General features: G+C 56.7%; 11 protein-coding genes and 1 tRNA gene. All 12 read right to left on the bottom strand.

Annotation, left to right across the window (positions count from 1 at the left end; translation table 11 throughout):
- Positions 1-201: 201 nt before the first annotated feature.
- The 12 genes from ABGM91_RS00950 to ABGM91_RS00895 all read right to left on the bottom strand — a co-directional run bounded on the left by ABGM91_RS00950 (position 202) and on the right by ABGM91_RS00895 (position 12,088).
- Positions 202-1,764, bottom strand: a complete 1,563-nt coding sequence (locus tag ABGM91_RS00950; protein WP_354833007.1) for a sodium:solute symporter — start codon at positions 1,762-1,764, stop codon at positions 202-204.
- Between the two features lie 65 nt (positions 1,765-1,829).
- Entirely contained in the window at positions 1,830-3,437 is a 1,608-nt protein-coding gene (locus ABGM91_RS00945) for a CTP synthase (RefSeq protein ID WP_354833005.1), read from the bottom strand.
- 11 nt (positions 3,438-3,448) lie between these two features.
- Positions 3,449-4,198: a 3-deoxy-manno-octulosonate cytidylyltransferase gene (gene kdsB / locus ABGM91_RS00940; RefSeq protein ID WP_354833003.1), complete on the bottom strand. Its 750-nt coding sequence runs from the start codon at positions 4,196-4,198 to the stop codon at positions 3,449-3,451.
- Positions 4,199-4,295: 97 nt separating this feature from the next.
- Positions 4,296-5,771 carry an O-antigen ligase family protein gene (locus ABGM91_RS00935; RefSeq protein ID WP_354833001.1) on the bottom strand — a complete coding sequence of 492 codons (1,476 nt, stop codon included), beginning with the start codon at positions 5,769-5,771 and terminating at the stop codon, positions 4,296-4,298.
- A gap of 124 nt (positions 5,772-5,895) precedes the next feature.
- Positions 5,896-5,971, bottom strand: a tRNA-Ala gene (locus ABGM91_RS00930).
- A gap of 220 nt (positions 5,972-6,191) precedes the next feature.
- Entirely contained in the window at positions 6,192-7,244 is a 1,053-nt protein-coding gene (locus tag ABGM91_RS00925) for an acyltransferase (protein WP_354832999.1), read from the bottom strand.
- A 12-nt stretch (positions 7,245-7,256) separates the two neighbouring features.
- Positions 7,257-8,330 (bottom strand): peptidylprolyl isomerase, encoded by a 1,074-nt coding sequence (locus ABGM91_RS00920; protein WP_354832997.1) that lies wholly within the window; start codon positions 8,328-8,330, stop codon positions 7,257-7,259.
- A gap of 27 nt (positions 8,331-8,357) precedes the next feature.
- Complete coding sequence (locus ABGM91_RS00915; protein ID WP_215429014.1) at positions 8,358-9,452, bottom strand: type IV pilus twitching motility protein PilT; 1,095 nt, start codon at positions 9,450-9,452, stop codon at positions 8,358-8,360.
- A gap of 26 nt (positions 9,453-9,478) precedes the next feature.
- Positions 9,479-10,561 carry a type IV pilus twitching motility protein PilT gene (locus ABGM91_RS00910; protein ID WP_215429015.1) on the bottom strand — a complete coding sequence of 361 codons (1,083 nt, stop codon included), beginning with the start codon at positions 10,559-10,561 and terminating at the stop codon, positions 9,479-9,481.
- A 349-nt stretch (positions 10,562-10,910) separates the two neighbouring features.
- Positions 10,911-11,255 (bottom strand): hypothetical protein, encoded by a 345-nt coding sequence (locus ABGM91_RS00905; protein ID WP_354832994.1) that lies wholly within the window; start codon positions 11,253-11,255, stop codon positions 10,911-10,913.
- Positions 11,255-11,701: a phage holin family protein gene (locus tag ABGM91_RS00900; protein ID WP_354832992.1), complete on the bottom strand. Its 447-nt coding sequence runs from the start codon at positions 11,699-11,701 to the stop codon at positions 11,255-11,257. The genes ABGM91_RS00905 and ABGM91_RS00900 overlap by 1 nt, the downstream gene beginning before the upstream one ends.
- Positions 11,702-11,761: 60 nt before the next feature.
- On the bottom strand, positions 11,762-12,088 hold the full coding sequence (locus ABGM91_RS00895; protein WP_290566111.1) for a hypothetical protein: 327 nt from the start codon (positions 12,086-12,088) through the stop codon (positions 11,762-11,764).
- Between the last annotated feature and the right edge of the window lie 128 nt (positions 12,089-12,216).

The raw sequence follows: 12,216 nt of genomic DNA, 5'->3' as shown, positions 1-12,216 counted from the left end.
CAGAAGAGAGAGAAGAAGAGTCTGACCAGCGCCGCTTTCCCGGACAGAGAGGGGGGAGCGGCGCTTTTTTGCGCCCAGGCGCAAGGAGGGAAGAGTGAGGTGGATGGATGGGATGGGCTTTACACGCAGCTCTACTGGCGGAGGCAGTAGGCTTAGGGGGCCCTTTGGGATACTTCCCGCAGGGGAAGGAGGAAGTTCCATTCAGCGTGCGGAGAGGTGCCGGCTTCTGAAGACGAAACCAACGGCAAAGGTAACCAGGGTGCCGATCGTCACGCGCCAGGGAAACGCTATTTCCGGAATATATTGTTTCCAACCGGCGGGGAGGGGGATGAGCTCCGTCAGGAGGGCGATGACCAGGAAGCCCGCTGCCATGGCAATGATGTTTCCCCTGTCGTTTCCCCTGGTGCGCGTGAGCATTCCCAGCAGGAAAATGCCGAGCAGGGAGCCGTAGGTGTAGCCGAAGATGCCCAGGGCTATTTGAATGATGCGGACGTCCGGATGGTGCACCACGTACCAAGCCGTGATGGACCCCACCAGAATGAGCAGCAGGGAGAAGCCCGCCGTTCCCCAGCGTACGCACCGGAGAAGTTCCCGTTCCGTGGCTTCCGGTTTGAATACCCCCTGGTACCAGTCCTTGGTGGCGGTGGTCGCCAGAGAGTTGAGAGCCGTGGAGAGGGAGCCCATGGCGGTTGCCAGCAATCCGGCGATCAGCAGCCCGCGGATGCCGTTGGGAAGTTCATGGATGATGAAATAGGGGAAGACGTGAAGCTGGGGCGTGTCCGCGGGGAGGGCTGCGGGCGTGGTTTGGTAAAAGACATAAAGGAGTATGCCCGTGAACAGGAAGACGATGACGATGGGGAAGTCCAGCAAACCGGAAACGATGACGGCCCGCGTGCCGCCTTTTTCTGTTTTTGCCGCCAGCATGCGCTGCACCATGTCCTGGTCCGTTCCATGCGTAGCCATGGTGATGAAGGTGGCCCCCAGGAAAGCCGCCCATACCGTGTATTCCTGGCCCAGGATATGGGTACACTGCTGCAGGAAGTCCAGGCCTTCCTTCGTTCCCCAGGAGAAGAATTTCCAGTCGTCAGCGCCGTTCATGGAGGCGGAGATGGAGGCCCATCCTCCGGGGATGTGGGAGAAGAGGACCCACAGGGCGGAGAGCATGGAGACGCCGAGTACGACGGCCTGGAGTACGTCCGTCCAGACGACGGCTTTCAAACCGCCTATGGCCGTGTAAATGGTAGTGGCAATGGAGATGGCGACCAGCGCCCCGATGTAGAGCAGGACAATTTGATTGGAGTCCGCCGTGGCGCCCGTCATGAATTGATAGGCAATGACCAGGAGAATGCCCGCAAAGTATAGCCTGGTTCCGCTGGCCAGCACGCGGCTGACCAGGAAGACCATGGAGGCCGTGCGGCGGGTCAGGAGCCCGAACCGTTTCTCCAGGTATTCATAGATGGAGACCACCTTGTAGTCATAGTAGGGTTTCAGAAAGAGCTTGCCTACGATGATGCGGCCCAGAATGGTGCCGATACAGAGCTGGGCATACGTGAAGTTGCGCGTATGGTAGCCTTCTCCCGGAGCGCCCAGGAAGGTAGCCGCGCTGATTTCCGCCGCCAGGATGGAGGCCAGGATGGCCCACCAGGGCAGGGAGCGGTTCCCCAGGGCATAATCCGTCAGGGAGTTCTGCTTTCGTCCCGCATAGATGCCGATGCAGAAGATAGCCAGAAAGTAGACGGCGATGACGAGGAGGTCCGTGAACATGCCTGGAGAGAGAAGGCCTTTTCCGGAATGATCATTCCGGAAAAGGCCCTGGGATCAATGAACGGTCAGGAGTGGCTTTTGTGTTCCAGCGCGGCGGAAACCAGGCCGGAGAAGAGCGGGTGGGCCCGGTTGGGTGCGGACTGGAATTCCGGGTGGTACTGGCAGGCAATGAAGAAGGGGTGGGCGGGCAGTTCCACAACTTCAACCAGCCCGTGTTCATCATTGACGGCGCTGACGACCAGGCCTGCGTTTTCCAGTTCTCCACGGTAGGCCGGGTTGAATTCGTAACGGTGGCGGTGGCGTTCCGTGACGCTGTCCTTGCCGTACAGCTTGTGCGCCAGAGTTCCGGGCTGGATCAGAGCTTTGTAGGCGCCCAGGCGCATGGTTGCGCCCATGGCCTTAATGCCTTTCTGTTCTTCCTGGAGGCTGATGACGGGATGGGTGGATTTCTGGTCGAATTCCGTGGAGTTGGCATCGTCCATGCCGCAGATGTGGCGCGCGTATTCAATGACGGCCACCTGCATGCCCAGGCAGATGCCCAGGAACGGGATGCCCTTGGTGCGCGCGTATTCCACCGTTTGTATTTTTCCTTCAATGCCCCGGTCTCCAAAGCCGCCCGGCACCAGAATGCCGTCCACGGAGCCGATCAGCGCTTCTGCGCCTTTTTCTTCAATTTCTTCCGCATCTATCCTGAGGATTTCCACGCGGGCGTCATTTTCCGCGCCGGCATGGGTGAAGGATTCGTAAATGGATTTATAGGCGTCCTGAAGGGCGATGTATTTGCCCACCACAGCAATTTTTATAGAGTGGCTGGGGCTGATGACGCGGCCCACGTAACGTTGCCAGTCCGCCAGGTTGGGCGCAGGAACGTCCAGGCCCAGACGCTTGGTGACGATGCGGTCTATCTTGTCCTGGCTGAGGTCCAGGGGGCATTCGTAAATGGTGTTTTTAACGTCGCGGAAGGCGATGACGTTTTTGGCCTCCACATTGCAGAACATGGCGATTTTGCGCCGTTCGTCCTCGCTCATGTCGTATTCCGTACGGCAGATGATCACGTCCGGCTGGATGCCGATTTCCCGGAGCTTGGCGACGGATTGCTGGGTGGGCTTGGTTTTCATTTCCCCGGCGGCCTTGATGTAGGGGAGCAGGGTGACGTGGATGAAGCAGACGTTGTCACGGCCCACTTCCAGAGCGAATTGCCGCAGGGCTTCCAGGAAGATGTGGCCTTCCATGTCCCCTACCGTGCCGCCTATTTCCGTGATGATGATGTCCACGTCAGATTTTTCCGTGACTTCATAAAGACGGTTTTTGATTTCATCCGTGACGTGCGGAATGTATTGAACCGTTTTTCCCAGGTAGTCTCCCCGGCGTTCCTTCCGGAGCACGCTTTCAAAGACCTGGCCGGAGGTGAGGTTGTTGAGGCGGGAGAGGCTGCAATGGACAAAGCGTTCGTAGTGGCCCAGGTCCAGGTCCGTTTCAGCCCCGTCATTCAGGACGTACACTTCCCCGTGCTGGAACGGGCTCATGGTGCCGGGGTCCACATTGAGGTAGGGGTCAAATTTTTGAAGGGTGACCTTGAGACCGCAGCGCTCCAGCAGGGTACCGATGGATGCCGCTGCCAGCCCTTTGCCAAGAGAGGAGACGACGCCACCTGTGACGAAGATGTATTTCATGTTTATGGTTCCTAATGTGTGTTTAATAAGATCTGTTCCACCTGGGCCGCCTGTTCCGGCGTATCCACGCCCACGCTGACGTGGTCCGTCAGGATGACTCTGATTCTGGCGCCGTTTTCCAGCGCGCGCAGTTGTTCCAGAGATTCCGTTTGTTCAAGGGGTGTAGGTTCCCAGCGCACGTAGTTTTCAAGGAAGTCCCGGCGGTAGGCGTAAATGCCCAGATGGCGGAGGGGTGGCGTGATGCGGGGATGGCGGGCGTAGGGGATGACGGAGCGGGAAAAGTACAGGGCGTCTCCGTTGCGGGCCAGGGCCACTTTGACGATGTTCGGGTTGTCCAGGTCTTCCTGCCCGCTGATGGGGCAGGCCACGGTAGCCATGGACAGGGCTTCATCAGAGACCAGGGCGTCCGCCAGACTGTCAATCAGGGCAGGGTCAATGAGGGGTTCGTCCCCCTGGATGTTGACCACATGGGTAGCGCCGGGGAAGGACTGCACGGCTTCCGCCAGGCGGTCGCTGCCGCTGGGATGGTCGGGGGAGGTCATGATTGCCTTGGCGCCAAAGGCCGTGACCGTATCAAAGATGCGCTGGTCATCCGTGGCGATGGCAATGTCATCAAGGCGTGAACACCGTGAAACGCGTTCCCATACGTGCTGGACAAGGGGCTTGCCTGCAATGAGGTGAAGCGGTTTGCCCGGAAATCTGGAAGATCCCCAGCGTGACGGGATAAGGCCGATGATGTGATGAAGAGAGTCTGATGCCATGGAAAGAGGAAACGCCCCGAAAGGTAGCAATTCCCCCTGAATTAGTCCAGCCTCAAGCATCAGGGGCGCCCGTTTTTCCGGAGGGGCGGCGCCGTGGTCAGCCGGAAATGGCGGGAGTTCCCGCTATTTGAGGTTTTTCCACCGTCTTCCGGATGATAAGCGGCATGTATTCCCTGCGTACGTGGAGGGGTACGTAGAGCCCTTCCTTTTTGGCGCAAGAGAATAATACCTTGATGATGCCCAGAGAAATGATGTCCTGCGCAATGGTGACACTGTCCCCGAAGAGAAAGAAGAAGGTAAGCGGCTTGATGATGTAGAGGGTTGAAACGTACAGGATTCCCAGTTTGTACTGGTGGTCGCGGTAGATTCTGCTGACAATCCATGCATAGGTCATGCCGATGACGGACAGGATGGTATATAAGGTCAGCCCCACGTAACCGAGCGTTTGAATGGTAGAGATGGGCCCGCTGTGCCATATACCGTTCCAGGCAAAGGACGTCTGGTCCTGCGAGAGGTTGTAGGCCTCTTCATAAATGTTGGCTTTTACGATGCTGATATCCCGTGAGAATCCGTCTCCGAATACTTTGTCCTGGATGAAGTGTTCGCGATCGTCGAGCGCCCATTGCCACATTTCAAGACGCCAGTTCGTGGAACCCTCCGCATCCATGCGGGCTTGTACGTTGACGTCCAGGAAAGGCAAGGCGGAGAGGGTGCGTTGAATGCCGAAGGGAAGGGAATGAAGAGCTCCTGCCGAGGACATAATCAGAAGAATGACCAGTCCAAAAATGGGGATCAGAATGCAGGATACCCATCTCCTGTAAATCAGGGAGACGAGGAAGAACAGGAGCAGTAACTGGGCCATCATGTTGCGGAAGCCGCTGAGCATGGCTCCGGCCAGCCCCAGCAGGAGGAGGCCCGCACGCCAGGGACGCTTGACCATCTGCCATATGGAGTAGTTGATGATGACCAGTTGGACCACCAGCTGGGAAATGAGAAGGAAGGTGCCCTGCCGGGTGTCTTCCTGGCCGGAACTGGCAGTGGCAGCGGCTACCGCCGGATCCGCTCCGGCGGAATCGGGGGAGAGAATATTCCGGGCCGTCGCGATCAGCGTAAAAAGAACCGTCAGGAAAACAGCCCATTGCAGCACCCTGCCGAATTCATGGCTGGTGGTCTTCAAGGAGGAAAGGCAGAGGTAGGCAATCAGGGCCTGAAGGAACAGGATGTATCCCTTGCCTCCGTAATAGTCTTCCAGCACATTCAGCCCCAGCCCGAAGGGATGGCTCAGGAAGATATAGGCCACGTGCATGAAGATCACAAGAATGACAGCATCCTGCAGAGCAATGGAATTCCATGTCAGGGATGAACGCTTGATCATAACATTCCACAGATAGAAGGGAATGGTGATGGTGTATATAAAGAGAGGGGCGTAGTCCCCCATCTGCCCTACAGGCAGGAAAAGAATGGGCAGCCATATCCACAGGTACCACACTTTTTCCTTCATCAGGTACAGCCCGGCCAGGACGAAGGGGGAAACCGCCAGGGCAATGGAAAAGGGGTCTCCGTCAGCCGACATGACGCCACCTATAATGGCAAGGAGAATGGCAACGACTGAAATCAGTACAATTTTAAATAAATTACCATTCATAGGGCTGCCCGTGATTCCCGCATATGAAGCAATGGCGGGAAAAAGAGATGGATGGTGGAGTATAGGGGATTCGAACCCCTGACCTTCTCATTGCGAACGAGACGCTCTACCAACTGAGCTAATACCCCATGGGAAATACCGGAGGGAATCTAGTCGATCTCTTTTCCAAAAGCAAGCGTAATTCTTAACGTGTGGCGAATAAGCCGGGAATCAAATTTGCTGACTGGCCTGTTTTTACATTTTTTCACGGATGATTATAAATGCGAGCAGGCATGAAGAAGATTTTTTACTCCGGATAAGTTCATGGAGGAGTACAGGATGGGGTTTCAGCAGGTTCTCTGAAAAACATCAATACCGGGGAATATTTTTATAGTTCCGGAGGAGGGAGAATGACCGTTTCAGTCTTGAAGAGAGCCATTTGCCGCATGGCTGTTCAATGCCGTAATGCAGGATGATTCCAACCACGATCAACAACAGGCACGAGAGGAGCCAGAAGAGTGGGGAATATGTCCCATAGCGGTATTGCGTCCAAATATACTGCATGAAGTTCAGAACGGGGATATGCAGCAGAAAAATGGCGTAGGTCAGAAGGCTTGCCTGATTAACCAGATGAATGACGCCGGACGGGATTTTTATGAACCGCGGCGCGTTAAATTTTTCCATGGAACATGCACTGGAAATGGTCAGGACGGCTATCAGCGTGTCCGGCAGGAGAAAACCCATGGATATATTTTCTTCTCCAATCAAGAATGTCCCGATGAATGTCTGATAGAGAAGATACAGTGTTCCGCAAGCAAATATGACCGGGCTCCACGAAAAGAAACGCGCGTGTTTTTTATAAAGCTGTGCTGCATAGCAACCTGCAAGAAACTGCCATAGACGGTAGGGAAAATAGGCATAAAGCTGTTTACCCGGTTCCTGAAAGAAAATGCAGGCCAGCGCGGCTGCAAAACTCAGCGCCAGCATCAGGAGGAGGTATTTCCGTCCATATGCCACCAGGGGGAAACAAAGCACCATGAGGATTTCAATCTTCATGTACCATAAAGGATAATTGTCGCCCGTGTATTGGTATACGAATTGATTGCCGCCGAATGAGGCGATAAGGACGCTGACCAGGTTATTGAAGTTAAAATGGCTTTTGCAGGACAGGAGGGCCGATAAGAGGAAGGCTGTGAACAATAACGGCCACAGGCGGGCAAATTTGGAGATATAGAAGGAGGAGATGCTGAATTTTTCCTTCTTCAGCGTGAACATCATTAAAAAACCGGACAGGATAATGAACCAGTCCACACCCACGCCGCCTCCCGCGGGAGACCGCCATGTCCAGTGGAAAAGGCAGATCATCAGGCACAGGATGATTCGGATAAGTGAGATGCCCGGAATAAAGGCAGGGGGTTTCATGAAAATAAGGTATTAATTCCCCTCTTTGTTCCGAATACGGTTCCTGAGGTGGCCTTCTTCAAGCAGGCCGTCCATGTACAGGCCCACGGCCTGTGCTTTTCTGAGACTTTGGGCCGCATTTTTCAGGGCCGGGAGAGCTTCTTCATAGGGGGGAATGGCTCCTTTTTTGACGGGGGATGCTTCCACGATGTGCCATCCCCACCTGCTTTTAATAAGCACGGGCTTATCATCAGGAACGCCCGCCAGGTCCAGCCCCAGTGTCTCCGCCGCGCGGGCCGGGTTCACCCAGCCCAGCTCTCCGCCTGCGGGGGCGGAACGCTCGTCTTCACTGAATTCCCTGGCAAGCCGGGAGAAGGCTTCTCCTGATTGCAGGCGCGCCAGCAGCGTTTCCGCCGCTTGTTTGACCTGGGCACCGTCCTTGTGCAGGGTCGCCAGGAAGATGTGCCGGGTTTTGCGGAGGTCAGGGGCTTTAAGCTGGTCCCGGATCAGGCCGTAATACGCCTTCAGGTCTTCGTCCGGAGGATCCGCCGCCTGGGCCGTTGCCCGGTAGAGCTGTTCCGTCTGCTTGAGCCGCGCCGCTATTTTTTCCTGAAGCTGTTCCTGCGTCATTTTCTGGTCGTGCAGGGTTTTCAGGTATTGTTCCGTGTTTCCGTCAAAGCGGGAACGTATCTGTTCCACGGCGCGCGCGGCCTCCGCGTTGCGGTTGGGGAGCTGAAGGTCGTTCACCCTGGTTTTCAGCCGCAGGAGGGAGGAGGAAATCAGGTCGTACCGGGCCCGCGGGGTAAGGTCGCCTGCTGTATCCAGCTCATGGGTAAGCCTGATGCCGCCGTCCATGTCCAGCACGGGAGGCTGGCGCAGGAGCCGGAGTTCCGTCACTCTTCTGGAGAGCTGGTTGGCCGTGAGGGGCTCACCGTATACTTCCGCAATCCGGGCGGAGTTGTCTCCGGGCGGTCCCGGCATGGGTTTCAGGTAGGCGTCCATCCTGCCGGCCAGGAAGCCGTGCCAGAGAAACAGATCCCCCACCAGATAGAGCAGGAACACTCCATAGATCACGAGCTTGAACGTGAATTTTCCAGTGGGGGACATGGGTGGAACAGGGAAGGGGGGGCCGGCCTAGTTTCCGCCGCCGGAGTCTGCCAGACGGACGGATTCCGGAGGAAGGAAGTTGCGGAACCTCTTCTTTTCAATGCACTTCATGTAGGCCTCCTCCGGAGAGACGATGCCCTGCTGGAGTTTTTGCCAGATGGCGTCATCCATGAATTGCATGCCCATGGATTTTCCGCCCACGATGACGTCCGGGATTTTCTGCGTGGCGCCTTCACGGATGATGCTCGCCACGGCGGGCGTGGCAAAGAGGATTTCATTGACGGCTACGCGTCCCGGCTTGTCGCTGCGCTTCATCAGGAGCTGGGCCACCACGCCGCGGATGGAACCCGCAAGCATGGTGCGCACCTGGGATTGCTGGTCGGACGGGAAGACGTCAATAATACGGTCAATCGTCTTACTGGCGTTGTTGGTGTGCAGGGTGCCGAACACCAGAAGGCCGGTTTCCGCCGCCGTAAGGGCCAGGGAGATGGTTTCCAGGTCGCGCATTTCACCCACCAGCACAATGTCCGAGTCTTCACGAAGGGAAGCCCGCAGACCGTCCGCGAAGGAGGGCGTCTGGAGGGGCACCTCCCTCTGGGTAACGATGGATTTTTTATTGGGGTGGACGAATTCGATAGGTTCCTCCACGGTGATGATGTGCCGTGACTGATTGCTGTTGATATAGTCAATGATGGCGGCCAGGGTAGTGGATTTACCGGAACCCGTGGGGCCCGTGACCAGCACCAGGCCGGACCTCATGTGGGCGAATTCCTTCACCACGGTGGGCACGCCCAGTTCTTCCAGCGTGGCGATCTTGGTGGGAATGAGACGGAAAACGGCTCCCAGGCCGTGCTGCTGCCTGAAGTAGTTGCAGCGGAAGCGGGAGGTTTCATCCATTTCATAGGCAAAGTCCAGGTCCCCTTCCTCCAGGTATTTCTGGAAGGCCTGGGGGTCACAGATTTCCGCGAGAAGGTTTTTGAACGACTGGCCTTCCAGATTCTCGTCGGAAATGGCGGAGATAGTCCCGTTGACGCGGATTTTCGGAGGCTGGCCTTCGCTGAGGTGAAGGTCGGAGCCGCCGGCTTCTACGAGATATTTAAAGTATTGGTCGATAACAGCCATAACAGGAGTGTGTCAAAGATTAAAGGTTACTTGATTCCCAGGAAGGATTTCATGATGGTCTTGTCTTCCGCGCGGAAGAGGCAGTCGTCCGTGGTGATGAGGCCTGCCTGGTGCAGGGCTCTCAGGGAGTCGTCCATCAGGATCATGCCCTGGGCCTTCCCGGTCTGGATGCAGCCGGGAATCATGAAGGTCTTGCCTTCGCGGATGCAGTTGGCAATGGCGGGCGTATTGACCAGCATTTCAATGGCCAGGGCGCGGCCGTTGCCGTCCGCCCTGGGAACCAGCTGCTGGGAGATGATGCCGCGCAGGGATTCACTGACCATGATGCGGATCTGGTCGCGCTGCTCCACCGGGAAGACGTCCAGCACGCGGTCCACCGTGCGGGCTGCGGAACCCGTATGCAGGGTGCCGAGCACCAGGTGGCCCGTTTCTGCCGCCGTAAGCGCCAGGGAGATGGTTTCCAGGTCGCGCATTTCACCCACCATGATGACGTCAGGGTCTTCACGGAGCGCGCCGCGGAGCGCGCGGGCGAAGGATTCCGTGTGCTTGTGCACTTCACGCTGGTTGACGTGGCAGTTTTTGGACGGGATCAGGTATTCAATGGGGTCTTCAAGCGTGATGATGTGGTCGTGGCGGTCCTGGTTGATGAAGTCCACGATGGAGGCCAGCGTAGTGGATTTACCGGAACCCACGGACCCCGTCACCAGAATGAGGCCGTTGGTGTAGCGGGTAAGGGGTATCACGTATTCCGTCGGCAGGCCGATTTCCTCCATGGTGCGCACCCGCGTGTTGATGATACGGAAGCAGATGTCATAACCCAGGCGCTGCTTGACTACGGAAGCCCGGTAGCGGCCGAAGTCGTTGGCGTAGGCAAAGTCCACGTCCCCCCTCTGCTGGAGGCGGTTCCATTCCGGGTCTTCCAGAAAGCCCCGCGCCAGAACTTCCGTGTCCTGGGGCGTGAGATTTGGCGCTTCCTCCCAGATGGGGAGAAGCTGGCCGAACCGGCGCCAGGTGGGGCGGCTGTTGACGGCAAGGTGGATATCGGAACAGTCAAAGTCCTGTCCAAGCTTAAGATATCCGTCGACGTGGGGCAAAATGTATTCGCTCATGTTGTGAATGCAGCAAACTGATAAAGCTACATACTAACGAAAACGGGGCTTTTATGACCAGCAAAAAATGATAGGGAAACGATTTCTGTGCGCCCGTTCTTCCAGGATCGCGGCAGGAAGCGCGGTTTTAAGGAAAAGGGAGGGGCGGAAGACTGTGGAGACCGGAAGAAAACGCGTTCCCGATCGCGCCTTTTCAGCCTGCTGTACTCTTCGGTTCCTGGGAGCTCCTCCCTTCACGGCCAAGGCAGTCCGGGCGGGAAAAATGCCCCGGTATGGCGGGGCGCCAGCAGAATGCTTTCTGAAATGGTCCAGCGGGAATTCCGGTATTTACGCAAGGAAGGGGAGCCTGTTATTTAAACAGGCTGAAAATTTTTTTACCGGCCATGTCAAAGCCCATTTTTTTCAGGGAAGGGAAAGCCAGGGTAATCAGGATTTCAATGATGAAGCGGAAGATGGGGGAGTTGATCCAGCTTCCGGAAGAATGCGCACGCGGCTGGGGAGCCGGACGGCTTTTTTTACCCGTGAACATCCGGATCAGGAGAATGCCGCCCACGGTGCCCACAATGGAACCGATCACGGGCAGGGACATGGCCCTTTTTTTCAGCCGCCGGAAGTGGTCCGCCTGCTGCTGCGTCTTTTCCGCCAGAAAATCCGCCTCATTGACGATATCCAGCCGGGAGGAAGCCACCCGCATCAGGAGTGCGAGCTTTTCTTGAGAGCCATTTGCAGACATGATAAATCCGTTTTAAGTTCTTCCGCCGTCGCCGGGGCGATGGGCGTAACATGGGTGCGGCTGAAGAGGATGAGCGCCACGGCAGCCGCCAGCAGGTGGAATCCGGTGGTTACGGCCAGTCCGGCGATGATTCCCCAGAAGTAAGCCATGACCATGGTCAGCAGGCACCACAGGAAAAGATAGCCGAAGACGGCCATGAAGGCGCCCAGCAGGAGCAGGGCCATTTTTTTGCCCAGCCTTTTGGACGCTTCCTCCAGTTCCAGCTTGAGCAGGGCGGCCAGTGCTTCCACATGGGCCAGCGCCGCCGCTCCGGTTTCACGGAGGGACCGCACCATGGCCGCTCCTTCTTCCTTTTCCTCCACAACGGGGGTGACGAAGGTGCGCTTGAGTTTGTCAATCAGTCCCATGGCTCGGCTTGAAAGGGGTGGGGGCGTCATGCGCCGGGGCGCATGACGCATCATGAGGGGTTAACGGCGGCGGATGAGCATGCCGATGAGAAGGCCCACGCCCATGGCGATCAGCACGGACTGGGTAGGTTTTTCCTTCACGTATTCTTCGCCTGCTTCATGGAAGTGCTTGGCCTTGTCACGGATGACTTCACCCTTTTCCTGGGCGTAGTCACGGATGGTAGATGCCTGTTCCGTAGCCGCTTTGCGGATGTGGTTCACTTTAGCCGCGGCGAAGGCTCTGGCCTGTTGAAATCTGGTAACGGCAAGCTCGCGTGCGGAAGGGCAGGTGCAGCTGGTTTCATTTGCTGCTGCGGTAGGTTCAAGTTCGGTTTGTTTGTCTTGCATGGTTGATTAGAGTATTAAGGGTTGGTTCCTGTTGAAAAACATGTCGGCTTACATGTTTTCGCCTCTCACATTAGGGATTATTTAGCACGCTCCACACTATTGGCAAGTGTGTAAAGCGGCTTCACCCG

It is taken from the genome of Akkermansia muciniphila, assembly GCF_040616545.1.
GTDB lineage: Bacteria > Verrucomicrobiota > Verrucomicrobiia > Verrucomicrobiales > Akkermansiaceae > Akkermansia > Akkermansia muciniphila_E.
Note: the sequence above shows the minus strand (reverse complement) of the source record. Positions and strands in the feature narration are given on the sequence as shown.